Raw genomic sequence first — 24,607 nt, 5'->3', positions numbered from 1 at the left:
GCCTATACGGTGGGATCGAGGGTCAGAAGAGCAAGGGCGACGATGACGCAGACGGCCCAAAAGCCGTCGAGCCGATCCATGACTCCGCCGTGGCCCGGGATGAGGTGGCTCGAATCCTTGACCTGACAATAGCGCTTGAGAGCCGACTCGCCCAAATCACCGACCTGACTCGCGATCGATGACACGATGGAAAGAGCGGCAATGCCGGCGAAAGTCAGAGGAAGAGTGGCGCCATAACGCTGGCCGATCCAGGCCACCAGGAGCCCGCACAATGTCGCAGCGACGACCCCGCCGATGAAGCCCGACCACGTTTTCTTAGGGCTGATGGGAGGGCAGAGCTTCGGGCCTCCGAAGGTACGGCCCGTGAAGTAAGCTGCGATATCGGTCGCCCAAACCACGGCAAACATCCAGAGCAGGCCGAGGATGCCAAGATCGGGGTGAGCGCGTACGAGCGGCGGGACGAGGACGACCGGAGCCGCGTAGATAAAGCTCGAAACCGTCCAAGCTCGTTTATGAGGACTGGACGCCACAAAGGCGGCCGCCGCCAGTAAGGCAATGCTTACGGCAAGGGAGAGCCAAAGCCCGGCATCGAGCAGGAAGAGGAGCGTCAAGGCTGTGAGGCCGACGCCGAGGATCACCTGAACAAGACGCCGGGGCTCGATCCCGGTCATGTCGGTCCATTCCACCACGATGGCGATCCCGGCCGCCAGCCAGAACAGGGCAAAGGGCCAGCCGCCGAGATAGGCTGTGAGGAGCGCGGCGGCCACCATGACAAGGGCCGATAGAACTCTGGCCGAGAGTTCCTTGGATGGGACCGGTTTGGGGTGAGGCGGCGATGAGCCTTCGTCCGCAACCATCGTCAGACAGCCCGAGCGCTCAGGCCGCCGAACCGGCGGTCGCGCCTGCAATACTCATCGATGGCGGATTTGAATGCCACCTCATCGAAATCAGGCCAGTAGCACGGCAGGAACACGAACTCGGAATAGGCCGTCTGCCATGTCAGGAAGTTCGAGACGCGCTGCTCACCGGACGTCCTGATGACCAGATCCGGATCCGGTATGCCATGGGTGTCGAGAGCCGCTCCCACAGAATCCATGTCGATGTCGGCCGGATCGAGGCTGCCCTCCTTCACGCGCCGGGCCAGCGCCCGCATGGCACTCACGATCTCCTGCCGCCCGCCATAGTTGAAGGCAATCACCAGGGTCAGACCCGTGTTGGAACGGGTGAGCTGCTCGGCCTCATCGAGGAGCAGGCGGATGTCCGAGGCCAGCCCCTCCCGCTCGCCGATGATCCGGACCCGGATGTTGTTGGCGTGAAGCTCGGCCAGATCGTGCCTGACGAACCGCTTGAGGAGCCCCATGAGATCGGAGACCTCGTCAGCCGGACGCCGCCAGTTTTCGGCGGAGAAGCTGTAGACCGTCAGGTACCGGATCCCCAGATTTCCCGCCGTGCGCACGGCCCGGCGGATCGCCTCGACACCGCGCCGGTGCCCCTCAAAGCGAGGCAGACCCCGTTGAGCAGCCCACCGGCCATTCCCATCCATGATGATGGCAACGTGGGCCGGCATCCCCTCGCCTGCTTCCCTGCAGGCAAAGCCTGGATCCACCCGTTTGGCTTCGCCGCTCATGATGTCCTGTTCCAATGCACGCCTTAAGGATCAGACGTGCATGATTTCCTTTTCCTTGGCGACCACAATGCTGTCGATCTCGGTCACGAACTGATCCGTCGCCTTCTGCACCTGGTCGGCATGGCGCTTGCCGTCATCCTCGCTGATCGCGCTGTCCTTCTCAAGCTTCTTGAGCAGGTCGAGGCCATCGCGGCGCACGTGACGGACGGCAACCTTCGCCTCTTCGGCATATTTGTGCGCGACCTTCACCATTTCCTTGCGGCGCTGCTCGTTCATCTCGGGGATACGCAGGCGGATCACCTGGCCCTCAGTCTGAGGGTTGAGGCCGAGATCGGATTCGCGGATCGCCTTCTCCACGGCAGCCACCATGCCCCGGTCCCAGACCTGTACGCTGAGCAGGCGCGGTTCCGGCACGTTGACGGTGGCCACCTGCGAGATCGGCATCGATGCGCCATAGGCATCGATCTGGATCGGGTCCAGCAGATTCGGAGAGGCGCGTCCCGTCCTGAGACTGGCCAGGTCGTTCTTGAATGCGTTGATGGCGCCCTGCATGCGGCGCTTCACATCGGCGATATCAAAGGTCGTAGCCATCAGTTTTGTCCTTACGCGAACTGTCTAAACGGGCTTACGCCCCCCAGGGTCCAGCATCAAGACCCCTGGATCAAGGGGCAACGACCGTAGAGGGCACTTTCCCCTGGAGAAGAGCTGTCACGGAGCTGGGAGCATGCACCGAGCCGACGATGATCGACAGCTTGCTCTCCCGCGCTAGGGCAAAGGCGGCCGTATCCATCACCTTCAGGTCCCTGGCGATGGCCTCGTCATGGGTCAGGCGGTCGAATCGGACCGCAGTCGGGTCCTTCTTCGGGTCGGCCGAGTAGACGCCGTCCACCTGGGTGGCCTTGAGCACCGCATCGCAGCGCAGTTCGGCCGCACGCAGGACAGCGGCGGTATCGGTGGTGAAGAACGGGTTGCCGGTGCCACCGGCCAGAACCACCACCTGCCCCTTGTCCAGGTGATGCAGGGCGGGCTGGCGGGCATAGGTCTCGCAGATCGTCGGCATGGAGACCGCCGACATGGTCCGGGCCGGAACGCCGGCGGCATTCAGGGCGGTCTCGATGGCCAGCGAGTTCATGACCGTGCCGAGCATGCCCATGGAATCGGCCGTGGGACGGTCGATCCACCCGGCGGCGCTCATGCGGGCGCCGCGGATGATGTTGCCGCCGCCGATGACGACAGCGATCTCGAAGCCGGCGCGGGTGGCCTGAGCGAGATCCTCCGCCAGTGATGTCAGAGTCTGGGGATCGAGCCAGTAGCCGTCGGGGGCCATGAGGGCCTCGCCTGAGAGCTTCACCAGAATGCGCCGGAACGTTGCCATCATCAGACCTTTCTTTTCGAACCCTCTCATGAGAACGGCGGCCCGAGAGCCGCCGTTCTACCGCATCGCGCGGAAAAGTGGATCCGGTTTTTCCGGTCCACACGATGCGCTGCTTAAGAGACAGAGCATCAGATCTATCCCAAAAGTGGTGTCCACTTTTGGGATAGATGCTTTGACAGGTTCGACTTAGGCCTTGAGACCGGCCTGGGCGGCAACTTCCGCCGCGAAGTCCGGAGCCTCTTCCTTCTCGATGCCCTCACCGAGGGCATAACGGACGAAGGCCTTCAGGGTGACCGGCTTGCCGGCCTTGGACTCGGCTTCCTTGAGCACCTGGGTCACGGTCTTGGACGGGTCGTGCACGAAGGGCTGCTCAAGAAGCGTGACTTCCTTGAAGTAGCTCTTCAGGCCGCTCTCGATGATTTTCTGCATGACGTGGTCGGGCTTGCCGGCGTTCTTGTCGCGCAGAATGGCGCTCTCGCGCTCGATGGTCGCCTGGTCGACGCCGGAAGCGTCCAGAGCCAACGGGCTGGTGGCGGCCACATGCATGGCGATCTGACGGCCGAGCGTGCCGAGAACGGTCACGTCACCCTCTGATTCCAGGGCCACGAGCACGCCGATCTTGCCGAGGCCTTCGGTGACGGCGTTGTGCACATAGGACGCGATCACGCCCTTCGAGACTTCGAGCTTCGTGACGCGGCGCAGGGTCATGTTCTCGCCGATGGTGGCGATGAGCTCCTGCAGACGGTCCTTCACGGTGGTCTGCGAACCCGGGAAGTGGGCAGCCTCGAGCGACTCGATGGTGCCGTTGCCCATGAGGCCGATCTTGGCGGCTTCGCGGACGAAGGCCTGGAACCCGTCGTTGCGGGCGACGAAATCGGTCTCGGAGTTCACCTCGAGGATCGTCGCGGTGTGACCGGACGACTCAACGGCCACGAGGCCCTCGGCGGCCACGCGGCCGGCCTTCTTGGCAGCCTTTGAGAGGCCCTTCTTGCGGAGCCAGTCGATCGCGGCCTCCATGTCGCCGTTGGTCTCGGCGAGCGCGGCCTTGCAGTCCATCATGCCGGCGCTGGTCGTCTCGCGCAGCTCTTTCACCATCGCAGCGGTAATGTTCGCCATGGCTGTTCCTTTCAAGGTTTATGCATAGAGGGAGCCCGGCGCTCGTGGAACGCCGGGCTCGGTCATTCGTTCAAGCGGCGCTGCAGGGTGCGGCGCCGTAAGGCTTACACAGCAGCGGCTTCGATCATCGAGCGGGCCTGGTTGATCCAGCCATCACGCTCGAGACGGCCGTTCAGCTTCAGGTCCTTGTCGAGCTGAGCGGTATCGGCCGGCTGCATGGCAGCGAGCTGCCAGTAGTGGAAGATGCCAGCCTCATTGAGCTTCTTCTCGAGCTGCGGGCCAACGCCGTTGAGCTTTGTCAGGTCGTCGGGAGCGCCGCGGGGAGCCGCCAGACGCTCGAACTGCTCGCCCTCATAGGCGGGGACAGCAGCCGTGTCGTTGGCCGGAAGCTCTTCAACCATCGGGTTCTCGGAGGCACCGACGTCGATACCCATATCGCCGGCGCCGCGGGAGATGCCATCGAGGGCAGCACGGGCCACCAGGTCGCAATAGAGCGCGATCGCGCGGCCGGCGTCGTCATTGGCCGGGACCGGGAAGGTGATGCCGTCCGGATCGCAGTTGGTGTCGACGATGGCCGCCACCGGGATTCCGAGGCGCTTGGCCTCCTGAATCGCCAGCTGCTCCTTGTTGGTGTCGATGACGAAGATCAGGTCGGGCGTGCCGCCCATGTCCTTGATGCCGCCAAGAGCGCGCTCGAGCTTTTCCTTCTCACGGGCGAGCATGAGGCGCTCTTTCTTCGTGAGGCCCTGGCCGCCGCCGGCCAGGATCTCGTCGACCTTGCGCAGGCGGGAGATCGAGCCGGAGATGGTCTTCCAGTTGGTCAGCATGCCGCCGAGCCAGCGAGCGTTCACATAATACTGTGCCGAGCGCTTGGCCGCATCGGCGACGGCATCGGCTGCCTGACGCTTGGTGCCGACGAACAGCACGCGGCCGCCCTTGGCCACGGTGTCGCTCACCGCCTGAAGGGCGCGGTGCAGCATCGGAACCGACTGGGCGAGGTCGATGATGTGGATGTTGTTGCGGGTGCCGAAGATGTATTGACCCATCTTCGGGTTCCAGCGGTGGGCCTGGTGGCCAAAGTGAGCGCCAGCCTCAAGCAGGCTGCGCATCGAAAATTCAGGAAGCGCCATCGTCTATTCTCCGGTTAAGCCTCCGCGGAACAGTGGACCGGACTTTCCGGCCACCGGGGGTTCCTCATGAGTCATGAGGGGATTCCGCGTGTGGGATGCGGGCGCATATAGGGGGAAACGCGAGGAAACGCAAGCGGGGCGTTCTCCCGCTGGGGCATGGAGCAGCCTCCTCTCCCGGTGTCCTCCCCGCGCAGGCGGGGATCCATCACCGCTGACGCCTGAAGAAGGGCGAACCGCGTCGCGCCTCTTTCTGCCTCGTCGGCGGTTATGGATCCCGGGCTCTGCTGCGCAGCCCCGGGATGACAGGGCTGGACTGGTTTGTGCGATCCCGGATCGGCCTTGCCGTCCGGGATGACCCACTTGATGTCTCTGTCAAACAGCCAGCACCGTGTGGCCCGCAGCCTGAGCTGCGAGCCTGAAGGGTGATCGAGGGTGGCGCGACGGGCAGCCCGGCTCGATGATGGATGGTGATAGGGAAGAGCCGAACTGTCTCTTCGCGCACGGCTTCTTTAGGCGTTCAAGCGATGCCGGCCCGGTGACCGCTCAAGGCGGGGCCCGCCTGCTCAGCGGGGGCCTTGAACCGATTCCGACCACCGGCACGCAGCCTGGGCCTCCTGTCAGTGCCGCTTGCGAGGCTGCACCACAGGACCGTGCCTGCTCCCACACTGCGACGCCTCGCGAGCGCGCCCCTCACAGGAACAGGTCTACACAACGATATAGCCGAGCTTAGCTAGACTGTCAAGAACAAATTGAGAACATCAAAGCTCCCGACGCTCTCTCCGTGTGGGAAAGGACTCCCGCACTGCCTCAATTCATCTGCACTTCGACTACCCCCGGCACGGCTCGGAGCGCACCTGCGATTTGGGGCGAGGCCATGTACTTGCCGGGAAGCTTGACCTCAACCTCTCGGTCGCCCTCATCCAGGATCAGAACCAGGGACACCTCGCCCTCGCCCCTCACCTTCAGGCGCTCCTGCACACTGGGTATCGGCCGCTCATCCCGCAGGAAGATCCGCATGCCCTTCTGGTGCTTGGCGAGAGCCTCTTCCAGCGGCTCGGCGATGCCGATTCGGGCCCTCACCTCCTCGCCCTCCATCCCGGCCTGCAGCATCAGGACCACGGCAGCGCCGGGCTCGAGCACCTCGCGGAACCGCATCAGGCCCTCCGAGAAGATGATGGCCTCGAATTGCCCGGTCTGATCGGAGAGCATGAGAATGCCCATCTTGTTGCCGGTCTTGGTTCGGCGTTCCTGCCGGTCGAGCACGGTGGCGGCCACTCGCCCGACAGAATTGCCTGCCTTCACGGAACGGCAGAACTCAACCCAGGTCTGCACCCGCAGCTTCTTGAGGAGCTCGCCGTATTCGTCCAGCGGATGCCCCGAGAGGAAGAAGCCGACAGCGTCATACTCCCGCTGCAGCCTCTCGGCCGCCGGCCAGGGATCGTAGGGCCCGATCCGCAGTTGGACATCGGCTGATGCAACGCCTCCGAACATGTCCATCATGCCGCCATTGGCGGCCTCATGGGATTGCTGGGCAAGGCTCATCATGGCGTCGATGGAGGCGCAGGCCTTGGCCCGCTCCGGCTCCAGCTCGTCAAATGCGCCGGCAGCGATGAGGTTCTCCAGCGTACGCTTGTTGATCATGCGCGGATTGATGCGCCGGGCGAAATCGGCGAGATCCTTAAACGGCTTGTCGCCGCGGGCCTCGATCACGCTTTCAATAGCCTGCCGGCCCACGCCTTTGACGGCAGCGAGCGCATAGAGAATCTGCCCCTGGCCTTCCGCATCGTACTGCACATCGAAGACCACGCCCGACCGGTTGATGGAGGGCGGGATGACCTTGAAGCCGAGGCGCTGAACCTCGCGGCGGAATTCCGACAGCTTGTCGGTGTTGTCGAGATCGAGCGTCATGGACGCGGCCAGGAACTCGACCGGGTGATTGGCCTTCAGATAGGCGGTCTGGAACGCAACGAGTGCGTAAGCCGCCGCGTGGCTCTTGTTGAAGCCGTAATCCGCAAACTTCGCGAGCAGGTCGAAGATTTCGTTGGCCTTCGCCTTGTCGAGGCCGCCCTCCTTCGCACCGGACACGAAGCGCTCGCGCTGCGCGTCCATCTCGGCCTTGATCTTCTTGCCCATGGCGCGGCGCAGAAGGTCGGCGTCGCCGAGCGAGTAGCCGGAGAGGACCTTGGCCACCTCCATCACCTGCTCCTGGTAGACGATGATGCCGAAGGTCTCGCGCAGGATCGGCTCGAGCTTGTCGTGAGGATACCAATCCTTCTTGTTGTGCTCGTCCTTGCCCAACTTGCGCGCGCAATAGACCGGGATGTTGGCCATCGGACCCGGACGATACAGCGCCACGAGGGCGATGATGTCCTCGAACCGGTCGGTCTCCATCTCGACGAGGGCCTTGCGCATGCCCGCCGATTCCACCTGGAACACGCCGACCGTTTCGCCGCGCTGGAGCATCTCGTAGGTCTTACGGTCATCCAGCGGCAGCGCCGAGAGATCAATCTCGATTCCCTTGCGACGGATGAGATCGACCGCGGTGCGCAGGACCGTGAGCGTCTTGAGGCCCAGGAAGTCGAACTTCACGAGGCCGGCCTGCTCGACCCATTTCATGTTGAACTGGGTCACGCGCATCCCGGTCTTCGGGTCTCGATAGAGCGGCACCAGTTCCTGCAGCGGACGATCGCCGATCACGACGCCGGCCGCATGGGTCGAGGCGTGCCGGTGCAAGCCTTCGAGCTTCTGCGCGATGTCGAGCATGCGCTTGACCACGGGCTCTTCGTCGATGGCCGCCTGCAGCTTCGGCTCGCCCTCGATGGCCTGCGCCAAAGTTACGGGGTTGGCAGGATTCTGCGGCACGAGCTTGGTGAGCTTGTCCACCTGGCCGTAGGGCATCTCCAGCACGCGGCCGACGTCGCGGATCACGCCGCGAGCGAGCAATGTGCCGAAGGTGATGATCTGCGCGACCTGTTCCTCGCCGTAGCGCTGCTGCACGTACTCGATCACGCGCTCGCGCCCGTCGACGCAGAAGTCGATGTCGAAGTCGGGCATCGACACGCGTTCCGGATTCAGGAACCGCTCGAAGAGCAGGCTGAAGCGCAGGGGATCGAGATCCGTGATGGTGAGCGCATAGGCCACGAGCGAACCGGCACCGGAACCGCGGCCCGGGCCGACGGGAATATCGTGATCCTTTGCCCATTTGATGAAGTCGGCCACGATCAGGAAGTAGCCGGGGAACTGCATCTTGCGGATGATGCCGACCTCGAAGGCCAGGCGGTCGTGGTAATCCTGCTCCGTCAACCCCGGCGCGGGTCCATGCGCGGCAAGACGCTTGACGAGTCCCTCTTCCGCCTGACGCTGCAACTCCGCGCCTTCGTCCAGAGTGGCGGCCTCAGGGCCGATGCCGAAATTCGGCAGGATGGGCTTGCGGGTCTTCACGCGCGTGGCGCAGCGCATCGCGATCTCGACGCTTGCCTGGAGGGCATCCGGCAGGTCCGCAAACAGCTCCATCATCTGCCCGCGGGTCTTGAAGTGGTGCTCCGGCGACAGGCGGCGGCGATCCGGGTTCGAGACGATCTGCCCTTCTGCAATCGCGAGCAGCGCATCGTGCGCCTCATAGTCCTTCGACGACGAGAAGAAGGGTTCGTTCGCTGCAACGATCGGCAGGCCGTTGCGGTCGGCAAGCGTCAGCAACTCGCCCTCGATCAGACGCTCGTCTTCCAATCCATGACGCTGGATCTCCACATAGAGCTGGTGGCCGAAGGCTTCTTTCAGGATATCGAGCCGAGCCTGCGCCAGATCCTGGCGCCCGCCATTGCGCAGGGCGCTATCGAGGGGACCCGTGAAGCCGCCCGTCAGGGCGATGATCCCCTGGCTGTGAGCCGACAGGATGGGAGCGGCAACGCGTGGATCCTCGCCGAGCGGCACGCCGAAATAGGCGTGGCTCACGAGGCGCATGAGGTTGCGGTAGCCCTCCTCGTTCTGCGCGAGCAGCACGATGTTGGCGGGCTGTGGCACCACGCGGGCCACCGGATCGGCCTCCTCGAAGCAGACCGAGAGCTGGACGCCGGCGATGGGCTGGATGCCGGAGCCCGCCATCTTCTCGGAGAATTCGAGGCCGCCGAAGAGATTGTTGGTGTCGGTGAGCGCCAGCGCCGGCTGCTTGTCGGCGGCGGCGAGTTTCGCCAGTTGCGCGATCTTCAGGGCACCCTCGAGCAGCGAGTACGAGGAATGCACGTGCAGATGAACGAAGCCGATATCGTGAAGAATGCGCGCCATGAAACTCTACTCACTCAATGGCACGCATAGTGACACGATTCTTTCCTCGAAATCCTAACCCGGGACCTTGAGGACTATGTTCCTGTGAATCGCGGTGGGTTGTTGTGGATTTCCGGTATCAAGCGATGGGAGAAAGAACCAGAGCCCAGATTGCCACGGCCGAGCCGAACATGGCGAGCGAAGCGATTTCGGCGGTGGTCTCGATGATGAAGCGAAGCATGGTCTGATCTCCGTGTTCCCAATATGTTCATATTTGTTCATTGGATGTTCTGTGTAAAGCGTGTGCAAAGACCGCTTTCGGGACGGAGTCAACAAAGCGTAAAGATGCGATCACGCGCAGGCGCGCGTGCCTCAAAGGCGCCGAACGACAATATAATTGAGAGAGTGGAAGCTCAGGGCAGCTGAACGATCAGCCCATCGCGGATGGTCACGCGCCGATCCATGCGTGCCGCGAGATCCATGTTGTGGGTGGCGATGAGAGCCGCGAGCTTCGAGGCGCGGACGATGGCCACGAGGGTTTGGAAGACCCGGTCGGCCGTGTGCGGGTCGAGGTTGCCGGTGGGTTCGTCCGCCAGCAGCAGGCGGGGCGCATTGGCGACCGCGCGGGCAATGGCGACACGCTGCTGCTCGCCGCCGGAGAGTTCGCCGGGACGATGGTCGAGGCGCTTGCCCAAGCCCAGGAAGGTCAGGAGCTGCTTCGCACGATCCTGCGCTTCGCCCTTTGGCAGACCGCGGATGAGCTGCGGGATCACCACGTTCTCCAGGGCCGAGAATTCCGGCAGGAGGTGGTGAAACTGATAGACGAAACCGAGTTCTTCACGCCTGACGCGGGTGCGATCCTGGTCGTTCATGGCGGCCGTCTGCTTCGAGCCGACGAAGACCTCGCCGCCGTCCGGCTTCTCAAGCAGACCTGCCAGATGAAGCAAGGTCGACTTGCCTGTGCCCGAGGGCGCCACGAGCGCCACGATCTCCCCCGGCCAGATCGCTAGGTCCGCCCCGCGCAGCACTTCGAGGAAGCTTTCCCCCTGCGGGTAGCGACGCTCGACTTTCGACAGGTACAGGGCGGGCTGGGACTGGGCTGGCGACATATTTATCCGTAACGCAACGCCTCGACGGGATCGAGTTTGGCGGCCCGCCAGGAGGGATAGAGGGTCGCGAGCAGCGAGAGCACCATCGCCATGATGAGAATGGTCGCCACCTCGGTGGGGTTCACATCGGCCGGCAGGCGGCTCAGGAAGTAAAGTTCGGCCGGAAAGAGGTTCGTGCTCGTCAGACGCGAGATCACATCGCGGATGGTCTCGACATTGAGCGCGAGCAGCAGCCCGAGGCCGAATCCCGCGATGGTGCCGACAATACCGATGGAGGCACCTGTGATCAGGAACACGCGCATGATCGAGCCACGCGTGGCGCCCATGGTGCGCAGGATCGCGATATCCTCCGACTTGTCCTTCACGAGCATGATGAGGCCGGAGATGATGTTGAGCGCCGCCACCAGCACGATGAGCGTGAGGATGAGGAACATCACGTTGCGCTCGACCTCAAGGGCGCCGAAGAAGGTGCGGTTGCGCTGGCGCCAGTCGGTCATCAGGATCGGCCGCCCCGCCGCCTCGTCGATGGCCGCACGCGCCTCGTCCACCCGGTCGGCATTGTCGAGATAGACCTCGATCAGCTGCACGTCGCCCTGGCGGTTGAAGTAGTTCTGCGCTTCCGTGAGCGGCATGAACACGAAGGTGGAGTCGAACTCCGACATGCCGATCTCGAAGACCGCCTTGACCGGATAGCCCTTCACCCGCGGTGCCGTGCCGAAGGGCGTGGAGGCGCCACGGGGCGTGATCAGCGTAAACGTATCGCCGGCCTGGAGCGACAGGGCATCGGCGAGACGGCGGCCGATCGCCACCCCCTCGCCTTCATCGAAATCATCGAGCGTGCCCTGACGGATGTTGCCGGAGATATGCTGGATCTTCTGCAAGTCCTCAGGGCGGATGCCGCGCACGAGAACGCCGCTTCCATTATATTGCGAGGAGCCGAAGGCCTGCCCCTCCACCAGTGGAATGGCGCGCCGGACGCCGGGCACGGCGGCAATGCGCGCCGCCACCTCCGGATAGTCGGTCAGCGGGCTTTCTATCGGCGCCACGAAGATATGGCCGTTGATGCCGACGATCTTGTCGAGCAGTTCCTTGCGAAAGCCGTTCATGACCGAGAGCACCACGATCAGCGTGGCGACACCAAGCATGATGCCGAGAAACGAGAACCCGGCGATCACCGAGACGAAGCCTTCCCGCCGCCGCGTGCGCAGGTAGCGCCCGGCGAGCATCCACTCGAAGAGCGAGAAAGCTTTCGTTCCCGTTGGTGCCGCTTTGGTGTCCGCTGCTTTGGCCATGGAGCTTATGTATGGCCGATCAGGCGGGCGGCCACATCCTCGAGGGACAGCGTCTCGCGCTCGCCGGTGGCGCGGCGCTTCAGCTCCACCTTGCCCTCAGCGAGACCCTTCGGGCCGATCACCACCTGCCACGGCACGCCGATAAGGTCGGCGGTGGCGAACTTGCCGCCCGGACGCTCGTCACGGTCGTCGTAGAGCACGTCGCGGCCGGCGGCGGAGAGTTCGCGATAGAGCTTCTCGCAGGCAGCATCCGTGCCGGCATCGCCTGCCTTCAGATTGAGGATCGCCACACCGAACGGCGCCACGCCTTCAGGCCAGATGATGCCGTTCTCGTCGTGGCTCGCCTCGATGATGGCGGCGATCAGGCGGCTCGGCCCGATGCCGTAGGAGCCCATGTGGACCGGCCTCTCCTGCCCGTCTGGCCCCATGACCTTCGCGCCCATGGGCTCGGAGTACTTGGTGCCGAAATAGAAGATGTGACCGACCTCGATGCCGCGCGCTGACATCTTCTTGTCGGCGGGCACCGCATCGAAGGCGCCCGCGTCGTGCATCTCGGACGTGGCGGCGTAGAGCGACGTCCACTTGTCGACGGTGCTCTGCAGGCCAGAGATATCGTCGAAGTTGGTGTTCTCGGCCGGGATGTCGAAGTTCAGGTAATCCGCGTGGCAGAACACCTCGCTCTCGCCCGTCGAGGCCAGGATGATGAACTCGTGGCTCAGGTTTCCGCCGATCGGGCCTGTGTCCGCCCGCATCGGGATCGCCTTCAGGCCCATCCGGGCGAAGGTGCGCAAGTAAGCCACGAACATCTTGTTGTAGGAATGGACGGCCCCGGCCTGATCGAGATCGAAGGAATAGGCGTCCTTCATCAGGAACTCGCGCGAGCGCATGACGCCGAAGCGCGGGCGCACCTCGTCGCGGAACTTCCACTGGATGTGATAAAGGTTCAGCGGAAGATCCTTGTAGGACCGCACATAGCCCCGGAATATCTCCGTGACCATCTCCTCGTTGGTGGGGCCGAACAGCATTTCGCGCTCGTGGCGGTCCTGAATGCGCAGCATCTCCTTGCCATAGGCGTCGTAGCGACCCGACTCGCGCCAGAGATCGGCCGACTGGATCGTCGGCATGAGGAGCTCGACGGCGCCGGAGCGGTTCTGCTCCTCGCGGACGATGGCATTGATCTTGTTCAGAACCCTCAGGCCCAGGGGCAGCCAGGCATAGATGCCCGCCGATTCCTGGCGGATCATGCCCGCGCGCAGCATCAGCCGGTGGGAGACGATCTCCGCTTCTTTCGGCGTCTCGCGGAGAATGGGGAGGAAATAGCGGCTCAAACGCATGGGACGCCTTCTAAAGTCTCGATCTGAACAGAAGCTGAGTAACGACTCGTTTCTCGCACACAACACAGGCCCTGGGCAAAAGACAAGCTGTCATCAGTTCGCAGGGCCAACGGCGCGATAAATTAGACCAAAGATGAATACCTGAAACGCCGAATTTTGCATCATCGGCAGCCTCGGAAAGGTGACACCCCAAGGGAAGGTGACTATAAACAAAATCCTAACGTCTTGAGACCTTCAAAGGTCAGAGGCTGCGGTCCGAGTTTCGGGAGGAACAAGACCCCTAGGCGCCAGACAGGCGCCGGCCTAAGAAAGCCAGGGGTAAAAATTGCCAAAAGGCAGTTCAGGCAAGGCGAAAGCCTTGCTTTTTCTTTTGGGCTCCCTGCGAAGGCTTTTTAGAGTCCCGCCAGAGGGAAAACCGCAGCAACGATCACCAGCACCACCGAGGCGACCAGTGTCGTCCAGATCGCCTTCTCGCGCAGGGCGGGAAGCGCAGGCGCACCCGGCTCGCTGCCTCGGATCACTTCACCGGCCTCTGCCTGGCTGCGGACGCCAAAGGGCAGAACGGCGAAGAGCAGAATCCACCAGATCACGAAATAGAGGGCCAGGCTGCCGCTCACCCGCAGATCGAAGCCGTTGACCGCGACGGCTACGGCAATCGCGGAGACCACCACCACCACGGCCAGGGTGGACCAGAACGAGCCGGAAAGGGCTTTCACAAAGTTTATCAACAGCTTGTCCTCAGGCTTGCTCAAGCTCGATGAGAGTACCATTGAAATCCTTCGGGTGCAGGAAAAGCACGGGTTTCCCGTGAGCTCCGATCTTCGGCTCACCGGTGCCGAGCACCCTTGCCCCGGAATTCACAAGCTGGTCGCGCGCGGCCGCGATATCGTCCACCTCATAGCAGATGTGGTGCATGCCTCCGTCCGGGTTCTTCTCCAGGAACCGGGCGATGGGTGAGTCGACGCCTAAGGGCTCCAGCAGCTCGATCTTGGTGTTGGGCAGCGTGATGAAAACGACGGTGACACCGTGCTCCTCAAGCGGCTCAGGCGCGGAGACCTGAGCGCCCAGGGTGTTGCGATAGACTTCGGAAGCCGCCGCGATATCGCGCACGGCAATGGCAACATGATTGAGGCGTCCGATCATCTGGCTCTCCCTGGGGCTCGATGCCCTATGCCTCGATCACGAGAACATGGCAGGCGGGTTTCTTGCCCCATTCCTGGTTCACCGTCGCGCGCACAGCCCGGTGGACGGCATTCTCGACCGCCTCGGGATCCCGGCGCTTGGCTTTCGGCAGCCCATCGAGCAGGTCCGCCACCGTATCGGCGATGATATCGGTCAAATCCCGGCCCTGGCGGTTCTTGTCCGGCAGGCCCATGGCGTCGATCACCGGATCGCCCACGAGTTCGCCCCGGCCGTCGATGGCGATCGCAACCGTCACGATGCCCGCGAAGGCGAGCTTGCGGCGCTCCGGGAGCGCCCGGTCCCCGGCTCCGATCACGATGTTTCCATCGCGGTAGAGACGTCCGGCCGGAATGGTGTCGACGATCTCGGCGGGACCGGGCGCGAGGCGCACCAGGCTTCCGTTCTTCGCGCGAACCACCTCCTGCACGCCCTGCTGACGGGCGAACTTCGCGTGCTCGCTCAAGTGGAGCGGCTCGCCATGAGCCGGAATGGCGATACGGGGCTTCGTCCACTGGTACATCTGGGCGAGCTCGCCCCGGCGCGGATGGCCCGAGACGTGAACCAGCTCCGTGCGGTCGGTGATAACCTCGACGCCCTGCTCGATGAGGCTGTTGATGATCGCCCCAACGCCCTTCTCGTTGCCGGGAATGGCGCGCGACGAGAAGATCACCCGGTCGCCTGCCGAGAGCGCGATGTCCGGGTGCTCGTCCTGGGCGATGCGGGCAAGGGCCGCGCGAGGCTCGCCCTGCGATCCGGTCAGGATCGCGACGATCTTGTCTCGCGGAATGTAGCCGAAGTTTTCCGCCGAGCGGAACTCGGGCAGCCCTTCCAGGTAGCCGCATTCCTTTGCGACCTCCACGACCCGGTCCATGGCGCGGCCCACCACCACGACCTCGCGGCCGCATTCGCGGGCGGCCTCCGCCACGGAGCGGATGCGCGCCACGTTGGACGCGAAGGTGGTGATGGCGACGCGATGGGGCGCATCGTTGATCAGCTGCGCCAGGTTCTTGGCCACATCGGATTCGCTGGGGCTGACGCCTTCGCGCACCACATTGGTGGAATCGCAGATGAGCGCCAGAACGCCCTCATCCCCCAGGGATCGGAACGCCTCCTCCGAGGTCAGGCTGCCGAGATAAGGGGTGTTGTCGAGCTTCCAGTCGCCCGTATGAACCACGAGACCGTGGGGCGTGCGGATCGCAAGCGCGTTCGACTCCGGGATGGAGTGCGCGACCGGCACATATTCGACATCGAAGGGCCCGAGCTTCAGCCGCTGGCCGGGAACGATCTCGTTCAGGTCGATCTTCGGCGCGCCCGCCTCGGACAGGCGGCGCGTTTCCAGGAGACCGATGGCGAATTTCGTGGCGTAGACGGGCGCCTGCAGGCTAGGCCACATCTCGACGAGCGCGCCGATATGGTCCTCGTGGGCGTGGGTGATGAAGATGCCCAGCAGGTTATGGCGTTCTTCCTCGATGAAGCGCAGATCCGGATAGACCACGTCGATGCCGGGGAGATTCTCCTCGCCGCCGAAGCCCATGCCGCAATCGACGAGAATCCATTGCCGCTCGGCCTCCGGCCCGAAGCCGTAGAGCGCAGCATTCATCCCGATCTCGCCAAGCCCTCCGAGCGGAAGGAAGACCAATTCGTCTTGATGGGAAGCCATTATTGTTCGAACCTTTTTATGCCAGCGCCGGGCTTGGCTATATCGTGCAGCGAATTGGGAAAATAAAGGTCGCCTGCATCGATGAGTTCCACGCCATCACGGCTTTTCAGCTGCAGGCGACCGAAACGATCGAGACCCTCGAAAACACCCTTCTTCTCGCCGGTGGGCAGGCGAAGCGCGACCTCCTGCCCTAAACCGGCAGCGCGCTCCAACCAAAGCCGTCGGATTGTCCCGAACGGGTCCGATGCATTCATATGGGCGGCTGCGCGCCAGGCTGAGAATGTTCGAGCAAAGGCGGATGACAGCGCGCAAAACACGTCTTCTCTGGTCAGGTCTGGCTTGATCACCTGAAGGGCGATGGCCGGATAGGGCGTCCCTGTCGGTGCAAAGGCCACGTTCACGCCACACCCGATAACGATTGCCAAAGGACCCTCGGGTCCAATCCTATGCCCCTCGAGGATAAGGCCCGACACCTTGGCACCGTCGAGCAGGAGATCGTTAGGCCATTTCAGGGACAGGCGTGGAGCGCCAACGCCGGTGATGGCCTCGATGGCCTCATGGACCGCGAGCCCTATGACGAACCCGAGCTGCGGCGCTAAGGCCATGTCGCAGGGGTCGATCAGGAGCAGGCTGGCGTAGAGATTGCCCTGCGGCGACGACCATTGCCGGCCGTGCCGTCCCCTGCCCGCAAGCTGCTCGGCGGCAACGATCCAGAGCTGGCCCGGATCGCCGGACTTAGCGGCTTGGAGGGCATCGTCGTTCGTCGAGCCTGTCGCCTCAAGGGAGAGCAGCCTGTATCCGGCGGACTCGGTCTCGGGCGACAGGTGCACGATCAGAACAGGGAGCTCGCGGCAGCGCGCGCAGCCGCCACCAGCGGCGCCGGAACGATACCGAAGAGGACGACGAAGATGCTGCAGAGGGCGAGCACGAACTTCACGCCTGCCGGCATGGCGTCGTAGCGCTCGGCCGGCTCATCGAAATACATCACCTTGACGATGCGCAGGTAGTAGTAGGCGCCGATGACGCTCGTCACGACACCGATGATGGCGAGCGCCACCAGATCGGCCTCGATCGCAGCGTTGAACACCGCGAACTTGGCGAAGAAACCGGCGAGCGGCGGAATGCCCGCTAGCGAGAACATCATCATGCCGAGGCAGAAGGCGAGCACCGGGTGCGTGCGCGCCATCCCGGAGAGGTCGTCCACCGTCTCGTACATCACGTTACCACGGCGCATGCCGAGGATCACCGCGAAGGTGCCGAGCGTCATGGCGAGGTAGATCGCCATATAGACGATGACGCCCTGGATGCCCTCGGCCGTACCGGCCGCAAGGCCGATGAGCGCATAGCCCACGTTGCCGATGGAGGAATAGGCCATCAGGCGCTTGATGTTGCGCTGGCCGATGGCCGCGAAGGAGCCGAGCACCATGGAGGCGATCGAGATGAAGACGATGATCTGCTGCCATTGGATCAGGATGCCCGGGAAGGCATCGATGAACACGCGGGTGGCCATGGCCATGCCGGCCATCTTGGGCGCGGCGGCGAAGAAGGCGGTCACCGGGGTTGGCGAGCCCTCATAGACGTCCGGCGTCCACATATGGAACGGCACGGCGGAGATTTTGAACGCGATGCCGGCGGCCACGAAGACGAGGCCGACGATGGCGCCGATGCTCACATTGCCCTGGAGCACCGTGGCGATCACCGGGAACGAGACGCTGCCGGAGAAGCCATAGACCAGGGACGAGCCGTAGAGCAGCATGCCGGACGAGAGCGAGCCGAGCACGAAGTACTTCAGGCCTGCTTCCGTGGAACGGACGTTGTCGCGGTCGAAGGCGGCGATCACGTATGACGACAGGCTCAGCAGCTCGAGGCCGATATAGAGGGCGATCAGGTCGTTGGCCGAGATCACCATCATCATGCCGATGGTCGAGAGCACGATCAGGATCGGGTATTCGAAGCGGCTGATCCCCTCGCGCCGCATGTAGTCGAGCGAGAGGATGACGCCGCCTGCGGATGCGATGAGCGTAAGCGCCTTCATGAACTTGGCGAAGCCGTCGACCACGAAGGAGCCGCCCATGGTCTCGACACGCTCGCCCGGCAGCATCAGCACCGCCACGAAGGTGACGGCGAGAAGCGCCAGGGCAATGATGTTCATGGCGTAGCCCGGTCGCTCGCCACGGATGGCGCCGAACAGGACCATGATGAGGGCTCCGGCCGCCAAGAGGATCTCTGGCAGCACGGGGCCGAATGCGGGAATGGTGAAGGCGGGGTTCATCATGACCTCAGTGTGCGGCGGCAGCGGCCGTTTTCACGGTGGCGAGCGCAGCCTGAACGTTGTTAAGGAGCGTCTCCGTCGGCGCTGCGAAGACGTCGAGGATCGGACCCGGCTGCACGCCGTAATAGATGATGAGAAGGATCAGCGGCGCGAAAGTGATGATCTCACGACGGTTCAGGTCGGTGATCGTCTGGAGCGCCGGCTTGTCGAGTTCTCCGTAGACTACGCGACGGTAGAGCCAGAGTGCGTAAGCGGCTGACAGGATCACGCCCGTGGTGGCGAAGAACGCCACCCAGGTGTTGGACCGGAAGGCTCCCATGAGGGTCAGGAACTCGCCGATGAAGCCCGAGGTGCCCGGCAGAGCCACGTTAGCCATGGTCAGGATCAGGAACACCACCGCATACATGGGCATCCGGTTCACGAGGCCGCCATAGGCCTTGATCTCGCGGGTATGCATCCGGTCATAGATCACGCCCACGCTAAGGAAGAGCGCGCCGGAGATGAGGCCGTGGGAGATCATGGTGAACATGGCGCCCTGGATGCCCTGCTCGTTCATGCTGAACAGGCCCATGGTCACGAAGCCCATATGCGCCACCGACGAATAGGCGATGAGCTTCTTGATGTCTTCCTGCATCAGGGCGACCAGCGAGGTGTAGACGATCGCAATGACGGAAAGAGCAAAGACCAGCGGGGCGAAATACTCCGAAGCCTCGGGGAACATCGGCAGCGACACACGGATGAAGCCGTAGCCGCCCATCTTCAGCAGGACGCCCGCCAGGATGACCGAGCCCGCCGTCGGCGCTTCCACGTGGGCATCCGGCAACCAGGTGTGGACCGGCCACATGGGCATCTTCACCGCGAAGGAGGCGAAGAAGGCGAGCCAGAGCCAGGTCTGCAAGTTCGACGCGAACTTGAAGGCCAGCAGGGTCGGAATGTCCGTGGTGCCGGCCTGCCAGTACATGGCCATGATGGCGAGCAGCATCAGCACGGAGCCGAGCAGCGTGTAGAGGAAGAACTTGAAGCTCGCGTAGATGCGCCGCTTGCCGCCCCAGATGCCGATGATGAGGAACATCGGGATCAGGCCTGCCTCGAAGAACAGGTAGAACAGCACGAGATCGAGGGCGCAGAACACGCCGATCATGGTGGTCTCGAGGACCAGGAACGCGACGAAGTATTCCTTCACGCGGTGCCCGATGGATTCCCACGAAGCCAGGATGCAGAACGGCATCAGGAACGTGGTGAGCAGGATCAGCGGCATGGAGAAGCCGTCGACCCCGAGCTTGAACCGGATGGTCTCGGTCAGCCACACGTGGCTTTCCACGAGCTGGAACGACGCCGTTGCCGTGTCGAACCGCGCCCAGGCGACGAGCGACAGCAGGAAGGTGGCAATCGTCGTGGCAAGCGCAGCCCAGCGGGCGTTGGAGCGAGCAGCCTCGCTGTCGCCGCGCAGGGTCAGGATGAAGGCCGCCCCGACGAGAGGAAGGACGAGAAGGCCGGAGAGGATGCCGAAGCCGAGCATTAACGGGCTCCCCTGAAGAGATAGAAGGTCACGAGAGCCGCAACGCCGATCAGCATCGCGAAGGCATAATGATAGACGTAGCCGGTCTGCACCCGCACCACGCCGCGCGTCACGTCCATGACGCGGGCGGAGATGCCGTCTGGGCCGAGCCCGTCGATGATGCGCTGGTCGCCAGTACGCCAGAAGAAGCGGCCGATGGCCATGGCAGGACGCACGAAGATCGCGTCATAGAGCTCGTCGAAGTACCACTTGTTGAGCAGGAAGCGGTACAGGATCGGGTGATCGGCCGCGAGCTTTGCCGGCTGCTTGGCGTCGACGATGTACATGTAATAGGCCAGCACGAAGCCCAGAGCCATCATGACCGTCGGGAGCAGCGGCACCCAGCCCGGGAGATGATGCATCTCTTCCAGGATGTGGTTCTCGGGTCGGGTGAACAGGGCACCCTTCCAGAACTCCTGATAGCCTTCGCCGATGAAGGCATTGTGGAACACGAAGCCGGCCACGAGCGCGCCGATGGCGAGCACGATGAGCGGCAGCAGCATCACCAGCGGGCTCTCATGGGGCGTGTGGTCCTCATGGTGGCCATGATCGTGTTGAGCGTGGCTTGCGGGTTCCACATCGCGGTCATGATCGTCATGCTCCACGCCCTCATGGGAATGGGCAGCATGGGCATGGTGGCCGTGATGGCCATGGCCCCAGCGCGAGGTGCCCTCGAAAGTGAGGAAGAACAAACGCCAGGAGTAGAACGAGGTCATGAACGCGGCGACGACCGTCGCCAGGAACGCGAAGGAACCGGCGGTCGAGTGAGCCGCGTAGGCCGCCTCGATGATCGCATCCTTCGAGTAATAGCCCGCCGTGAACGGGAAGCCCGTGAGCGCCAGCGTGCCGATGGCCATCATGGCGGTGGTGAGGGGGATGTAGCGGCGGAGCGCTCCCATGTGGCGCATATCCTGCTCGTGGTGCATGGCGTGGATCACCGAGCCGGCGCCCAGGAACAGCAGTGCCTTGAAGAAGGCGTGGGTGAACAGGTGGAACACGCCGGCGCTGTAGGCCCCGACGCCGAGCGCCACGAACATGTAGCCGAGCTGCGAGCAGGTCGAGTAGGCGATGACGCGCTTGATGTCGTTCTGAACCAAACCGACGGTCGCGGCAAAGAAGGCCGTGATGCCGCCGATGACCGTCACGACGGTTAGCGCAGCCGGTGCGTATTCGAAGATCGGCGACAGGCGCGCGACCATGAACACGCCGGCGGTCACCATGGTGGCCGCGTGGATCAGGGCGGAGACCGGGGTCGGGCCCTCCATCGCGTCCGGCAGCCAAGTGTGGAGCAGGAACTGCGCCGACTTGCCCATAGCGCCCATGAAGAGCAGCAGGCAGGCAATGGTCAGGGCGTGCCACTCGATGCCCAGGAAGGTGAAGTTCGCGTTCGCGAGCTCGGCCACACGCGGGAAGATCGCGTCGAAGGTCACGCCATTGAACAGGACGAAGACCGTGAAGATTCCGAGCAGGAAGCCGAAATCGCCGACGCGGTTGACGATGAAGGCCTTCATGGCCGCCGCGTTGGCGGAATCCTTCTGGTACCAGAAGCCGATGAGCAGGTAGCTTGCGAGGCCGACGCCTTCCCAGCCGAAGAACATTTGGACCAGGTTGTCGGCGGTCACCAGCATGAGCATGGTGAAGGTGAAGAGCGACAGGTAGGCGAAGAAGCGCGAACGGTGCGGATCCTCGTGCATGTAGCCGATGGAGTAGAGGTGCACGAGCGCCGAGACGGTGTTCACCACCACCAGCATCATGGCAGTCAGCGTGTCGATCCGGAACGCCCAATCGACCTGAAGGTCGCCGACCGACATCCACTGGGCCACCTGGACCCGGGTGGCGCCATCACCGAAGCCGACCTGGATGAACGACACCCAGGAGAGGACGGCCGCCACGAAGAGCAGCGCCGTGGTGATGATCTCGCTCGGCCGCGGGCCAAGCACGCGGCCGAAGACGCCTGCGATGAGGAAGCCGACGAGCGGCAGGAAGACGATTGCGTGATACATGTGCTTTTACTTCGCCGGTCCGTTCGGGCTTACAGCTGATGCATGATTTTGTTCAGAAAACCGGTTCCCACTTTTCTGAATCATGCTCCTAGCCCCTCATCATGTTGACGTCTTCAACCGCGATGGAGCCGCGGTTGCGGAAGAAGACCACCAGGATCGCCAGACCGATGGCCGCCTCAGCCGCCGCCACCGTGAGGATCAGCATGGCGAAGACTTGGCCGACGATGTCGTTCAGGTGGGTCGAGAAGGCCACCATGTTGATGTTCACGGCGAGCAGGATCAACTCGATGGACATCAGGATGACGATCACGTTCTTCCGGTTGATGAAGATGCCGAACACGCCGAGCGTGAAGAGGACGGCCGCGACGGTGAGATAATGACCCAGTCCGATAACCATGGCGCGCCTCCTTAAATGCCTTGGCGGAAGGGAACCTTCCGCACCTCGACCGCGGTTTCCTGCGTCCGGGCGTTCTGCTTGGTGATGTCCTGGCGCCGCACGCCCACCCGCTCGCGCAGGGTGAGGACGATGGCGCCGATCATGGCGACCAGCAGGATCAGGCCGGCGGCCTGGAAGAAGTAGAAGTAGCGGGTGTAGAGCACCTGGCCGATAGCCTCGGTGTTGGTCATGACGTCGGCCGACGGGATCGGCACCTGGGGAGACCGGACCAGACCCGGGTCGATGGTGTAGGTGCCGACCACGAGGATCAGTTCCAGCAGGAGGATCAGCCCGATGAGACCGCCGATGGGCAGGTACTGCAGGAAGCCCTGGCGGAGAGCCGCGAAATCCACGTCGAGCATCATGACGACGAAGAGGAACAGCACCGCGACCGCGCCCACATAGACGATCACCAGGATCATCGCCAGGAACTCGGCTCCCATCAGCAGGAAAAGGCCCGCCGCATTCACGAAGGCCAGGATGAGGAACAGCACCGACTGCACGGGATTGCGGGAGGCAATCACCATGAAGCCGGAGGCGATCGTGATCGTCGCGAACAGATAGAAGAAGGCGGCGGTAACCGTCATGCTCAGTTCAAGCCGCTGGTGAGCGGCCCCTTCCGACGTGGCCCCGGACAACCCGGCGGCCTGTCTATAAATTCCGAATCCGGCGGGGACAACCCGCCGGAGCTGCTTGCCCCTGCCCTCACCGGGCCAAAGGCGCTCTTAGCGGTAGGGGGCGTTCTTCGCGAGGTTCTTCGCGATCTCGCGCTCCCAGCGCTCCCCGTTCTCGAGAAGCTTGGCCTTGTCGTAGTAGAGTTCCTCGCGGGTCTCCACGGAGAACTCGAGGTTCGGCCCCTCCACGATGGCGTCCACCGGGCAGGCCTCCTGGCACATGCCGCAATAGATGCACTTCACCATGTCGATGTCGTAGCGGGTCGTGCGGCGGGTACCGTCGTTGCGGCGCGGACCGGCCTCGATGGTGATGGCCTGCGCCGGGCAGATGGCCTCGCACAGCTTGCAGGCGATGCAGCGCTCTTCCCCGTTGGGATAGCGCCGCAGGGCATGCTCACCGCGGAACCGGGGCCCGCGATGCCCCATCTCGAACGGGTAGTTCAGGGTCGCCTTCGGCTTGAAGAAGTATTTCACCGTCAGGATGAAGCCTGAGATGAACTCCTTCAGCAGGAGGGATTGGGCAATGCGGTCGAGCTGCATGGCCGATCTCCTTTAGCGGACGCCCGGCGCATTGCCGGTGACCATCAGGACAGCCGCCACGATCACGACCATGGCGAGCGACAGCGGCAGGAAGACCTTCCACCCGAGGCGCATGAGCTGATCGTAACGGTAGCGGGGAACCAGGGCTTTCACCATGGCGATGAGGATGAAGAGGAAGCTCGCCTTCAGCACGAACCAGATCACGCCCGGCACCCAGGTGAAGGGCGCGAACGGGATCGGCGACAGCCAGCCGCCCAGGAACAGGATCGTGCCGAGTGCGCACATGGTCATGATGGCCACGTACTCGCCGAGCATGAAGAGCAGGTACGGCGTGGAGGAATACTCCACCATGTAGCCGGCCACGAGCTCGGATTCGGCCTCCGGCAGGTCGAAGGGCGGGCGGTTCGTCTCGGCCATGGCCGAGATGAAGAACACCACGAACATCGGGAAGAGCGGCAGCCAGTACCAGCCCAGGATGCCGAGGCTGGAGTTCTGCGCTTCCACGATAGCCGAAAGGTTCAGGGTGCCGGCGCACATGAGCACGGTCACGATCACGAAGCCGATGGACACCTCGTAGGAGACCATCTGGGCGGCCGAGCGGAGCGCGCCGAGAAACGGGTACTTCGAGTTCGAGGCCCAGCCGCCCATGATGACGCCGTAGACGCCGAGCGACGAGATCGCGAAGATATAGAGGATGCCTACGTTGATGTCGGCGATGGCCCAACCGGAATTGAGCGGAATGACCGCCCAGGCCGCCAGCGACAGGGTGCACATCAGCAACGGCGCCAGCAGGAACATGCCCTTGTTGGCCGGCGCCGGGATGATCGGCTCCTTCAGGACGAACTTGAGCAGATCGGCGAAGGATTGAAGCAGGCCCCAGGGACCGACCACGTTCGGGCCGCGGCGCAGCTGCACGGCAGCCCAGACCTTGCGGTCGGCATAGAGTGCGTAGGCAATGAAGATGAGAAGCGCGACCAGCATGAGCAGGCTCTTGCCCAGCATGATCGCGACGGCGAGGAGGATGTCCCCAAATTCCATG

The 24,607-nt window shown here is 63.5% G+C and carries 21 protein-coding genes; all 21 read right to left on the bottom strand.

The annotated features are described in order from the left end of the window. Positions 1-2: 2 nt before the first annotated feature. Entirely contained in the window at positions 3-857 is an 855-nt protein-coding gene (locus IC232_RS19735) for a phosphatidate cytidylyltransferase (RefSeq protein WP_190846662.1), read from the bottom strand. A 2-nt stretch (positions 858-859) separates the two neighbouring features. Further along, positions 860-1,567, bottom strand: coding sequence for an isoprenyl transferase (locus IC232_RS19730; RefSeq protein WP_246812299.1), 708 nt, complete (start codon positions 1,565-1,567; stop codon positions 860-862). A 90-nt stretch (positions 1,568-1,657) separates the two neighbouring features. Continuing rightward, complete coding sequence (gene frr, locus IC232_RS19725) at positions 1,658-2,218, bottom strand: ribosome recycling factor (RefSeq protein WP_190846660.1); 561 nt, start codon at positions 2,216-2,218, stop codon at positions 1,658-1,660. Positions 2,219-2,288: 70 nt separating this feature from the next. Then, positions 2,289-3,002 carry a UMP kinase gene (gene pyrH, locus IC232_RS19720; protein WP_409564944.1) on the bottom strand — a complete coding sequence of 238 codons (714 nt, stop codon included), beginning with the start codon at positions 3,000-3,002 and terminating at the stop codon, positions 2,289-2,291. 186 nt (positions 3,003-3,188) lie between these two features. Continuing rightward, positions 3,189-4,118: a translation elongation factor Ts gene (gene tsf / locus IC232_RS19715; RefSeq protein ID WP_190846658.1), complete on the bottom strand. Its 930-nt coding sequence runs from the start codon at positions 4,116-4,118 to the stop codon at positions 3,189-3,191. A 104-nt stretch (positions 4,119-4,222) separates the two neighbouring features. Continuing rightward, on the bottom strand, positions 4,223-5,248 hold the full coding sequence (locus IC232_RS19710; protein ID WP_190846657.1) for a 30S ribosomal protein S2: 1,026 nt from the start codon (positions 5,246-5,248) through the stop codon (positions 4,223-4,225). 807 nt (positions 5,249-6,055) lie between these two features. Further along, complete coding sequence (gene dnaE, locus IC232_RS19705; protein ID WP_190846656.1) at positions 6,056-9,529, bottom strand: DNA polymerase III subunit alpha; 3,474 nt, start codon at positions 9,527-9,529, stop codon at positions 6,056-6,058. Between the two features lie 392 nt (positions 9,530-9,921). Further along, entirely contained in the window at positions 9,922-10,617 is a 696-nt protein-coding gene (locus tag IC232_RS19700; RefSeq protein ID WP_190846655.1) for an ABC transporter ATP-binding protein, read from the bottom strand. 2 nt (positions 10,618-10,619) lie between these two features. Further along, positions 10,620-11,909, bottom strand: coding sequence for a lipoprotein-releasing ABC transporter permease subunit (locus tag IC232_RS19695; protein ID WP_190846654.1), 1,290 nt, complete (start codon positions 11,907-11,909; stop codon positions 10,620-10,622). A gap of 5 nt (positions 11,910-11,914) precedes the next feature. After that, positions 11,915-13,243, bottom strand: a complete 1,329-nt coding sequence (gene proS, locus IC232_RS19690) for a proline--tRNA ligase (protein ID WP_190846653.1) — start codon at positions 13,241-13,243, stop codon at positions 11,915-11,917. 392 nt (positions 13,244-13,635) lie between these two features. After that, positions 13,636-13,959, bottom strand: a complete 324-nt coding sequence (locus IC232_RS19685) for a DUF1467 family protein (protein ID WP_312895205.1) — start codon at positions 13,957-13,959, stop codon at positions 13,636-13,638. Between the two features lie 22 nt (positions 13,960-13,981). Further along, complete coding sequence (gene mce, locus IC232_RS19680; protein WP_190846651.1) at positions 13,982-14,386, bottom strand: methylmalonyl-CoA epimerase; 405 nt, start codon at positions 14,384-14,386, stop codon at positions 13,982-13,984. Positions 14,387-14,411: 25 nt separating this feature from the next. Further along, positions 14,412-16,085: a ribonuclease J gene (locus tag IC232_RS19675; RefSeq protein WP_190846650.1), complete on the bottom strand. Its 1,674-nt coding sequence runs from the start codon at positions 16,083-16,085 to the stop codon at positions 14,412-14,414. Next, positions 16,085-16,915: a biotin--[acetyl-CoA-carboxylase] ligase gene (locus IC232_RS19670; RefSeq protein ID WP_312895204.1), complete on the bottom strand. Its 831-nt coding sequence runs from the start codon at positions 16,913-16,915 to the stop codon at positions 16,085-16,087. Before IC232_RS19670 ends, IC232_RS19675 begins: the two co-directional genes overlap by 1 nt. A 2-nt stretch (positions 16,916-16,917) precedes the next feature. After that, the gene (nuoN, locus tag IC232_RS19665; protein ID WP_190846679.1) at positions 16,918-18,357 is read right to left on the bottom strand and encodes an NADH-quinone oxidoreductase subunit NuoN; all 1,440 of its coding nucleotides are present in this window, start codon (positions 18,355-18,357) and stop codon (positions 16,918-16,920) included. A 7-nt stretch (positions 18,358-18,364) separates the two neighbouring features. Further along, positions 18,365-19,876: an NADH-quinone oxidoreductase subunit M gene (locus tag IC232_RS19660; protein ID WP_190846649.1), complete on the bottom strand. Its 1,512-nt coding sequence runs from the start codon at positions 19,874-19,876 to the stop codon at positions 18,365-18,367. Next, positions 19,876-21,918 (bottom strand): NADH-quinone oxidoreductase subunit L, encoded by a 2,043-nt coding sequence (nuoL, locus tag IC232_RS19655; protein WP_190846648.1) that lies wholly within the window; start codon positions 21,916-21,918, stop codon positions 19,876-19,878. The genes IC232_RS19660 and nuoL overlap by 1 nt, the downstream gene beginning before the upstream one ends. Positions 21,919-22,006: 88 nt before the next feature. Then, positions 22,007-22,315: an NADH-quinone oxidoreductase subunit NuoK gene (nuoK, locus tag IC232_RS19650; RefSeq protein WP_036353841.1), complete on the bottom strand. Its 309-nt coding sequence runs from the start codon at positions 22,313-22,315 to the stop codon at positions 22,007-22,009. Positions 22,316-22,326: 11 nt separating this feature from the next. Further along, positions 22,327-22,941 carry an NADH-quinone oxidoreductase subunit J gene (locus IC232_RS19645; RefSeq protein WP_190846647.1) on the bottom strand — a complete coding sequence of 205 codons (615 nt, stop codon included), beginning with the start codon at positions 22,939-22,941 and terminating at the stop codon, positions 22,327-22,329. Positions 22,942-23,079: 138 nt separating this feature from the next. Next, on the bottom strand, positions 23,080-23,568 hold the full coding sequence (nuoI, locus tag IC232_RS19640; protein ID WP_190846646.1) for an NADH-quinone oxidoreductase subunit NuoI: 489 nt from the start codon (positions 23,566-23,568) through the stop codon (positions 23,080-23,082). Positions 23,569-23,580: 12 nt separating this feature from the next. Continuing rightward, the gene (nuoH, locus tag IC232_RS19635; RefSeq protein ID WP_190846645.1) at positions 23,581-24,606 is read right to left on the bottom strand and encodes an NADH-quinone oxidoreductase subunit NuoH; all 1,026 of its coding nucleotides are present in this window, start codon (positions 24,604-24,606) and stop codon (positions 23,581-23,583) included. Position 24,607: the final 1 nt, after the last annotated feature.

It is taken from the genome of Microvirga sp., assembly GCF_014699075.1.
Classification (GTDB): domain Bacteria; phylum Pseudomonadota; class Alphaproteobacteria; order Rhizobiales; family Beijerinckiaceae; genus Microvirga.
This window is presented reverse-complemented; position numbering and strand designations above follow the sequence as displayed.

Coding starts and splice junctions, on each gene's coding strand:
- nuoH (WP_190846645.1), bottom strand. CDS start 24,606: ATGGAATTTGGGGACATCCTCCTCGCCGTCGCGATCATGCTGGGCAAG.
- tsf (WP_190846658.1), bottom strand. CDS start 4,118: ATGGCGAACATTACCGCTGCGATGGTGAAAGAGCTGCGCGAGACGACC.
- IC232_RS19660 (WP_190846649.1), bottom strand. CDS start 19,876: ATGCTCGGCTTCGGCATCCTCTCCGGCCTTCTCGTCCTTCCTCTCGTC.
- IC232_RS19645 (WP_190846647.1), bottom strand. CDS start 22,941: ATGACGGTTACCGCCGCCTTCTTCTATCTGTTCGCGACGATCACGATC.
- mce (WP_190846651.1), bottom strand. CDS start 14,386: ATGATCGGACGCCTCAATCATGTTGCCATTGCCGTGCGCGATATCGCG.
- IC232_RS19710 (WP_190846657.1), bottom strand. CDS start 5,248: ATGGCGCTTCCTGAATTTTCGATGCGCAGCCTGCTTGAGGCTGGCGCT.
- nuoI (WP_190846646.1), bottom strand. CDS start 23,568: ATGCAGCTCGACCGCATTGCCCAATCCCTCCTGCTGAAGGAGTTCATC.
- IC232_RS19735 (WP_190846662.1), bottom strand. CDS start 857: ATGGTTGCGGACGAAGGCTCATCGCCGCCTCACCCCAAACCGGTCCCA.
- IC232_RS19675 (WP_190846650.1), bottom strand. CDS start 16,085: ATGGCTTCCCATCAAGACGAATTGGTCTTCCTTCCGCTCGGAGGGCTT.
- pyrH (WP_409564944.1), bottom strand. CDS start 3,002: ATGGCAACGTTCCGGCGCATTCTGGTGAAGCTCTCAGGCGAGGCCCTC.
- frr (WP_190846660.1), bottom strand. CDS start 2,218: ATGGCTACGACCTTTGATATCGCCGATGTGAAGCGCCGCATGCAGGGC.
- nuoL (WP_190846648.1), bottom strand. CDS start 21,918: ATGTATCACGCAATCGTCTTCCTGCCGCTCGTCGGCTTCCTCATCGCA.
- IC232_RS19695 (WP_190846654.1), bottom strand. CDS start 11,909: ATGGCCAAAGCAGCGGACACCAAAGCGGCACCAACGGGAACGAAAGCT.
- nuoN (WP_190846679.1), bottom strand. CDS start 18,357: ATGAACCCCGCCTTCACCATTCCCGCATTCGGCCCCGTGCTGCCAGAG.
- IC232_RS19730 (WP_246812299.1), bottom strand. CDS start 1,567: ATGCCGGCCCACGTTGCCATCATCATGGATGGGAATGGCCGGTGGGCT.
- nuoK (WP_036353841.1), bottom strand. CDS start 22,315: ATGGTTATCGGACTGGGTCATTATCTCACCGTCGCGGCCGTCCTCTTC.
- proS (WP_190846653.1), bottom strand. CDS start 13,243: ATGCGTTTGAGCCGCTATTTCCTCCCCATTCTCCGCGAGACGCCGAAA.
- IC232_RS19700 (WP_190846655.1), bottom strand. CDS start 10,617: ATGTCGCCAGCCCAGTCCCAGCCCGCCCTGTACCTGTCGAAAGTCGAG.
- dnaE (WP_190846656.1), bottom strand. CDS start 9,529: ATGGCGCGCATTCTTCACGATATCGGCTTCGTTCATCTGCACGTGCAT.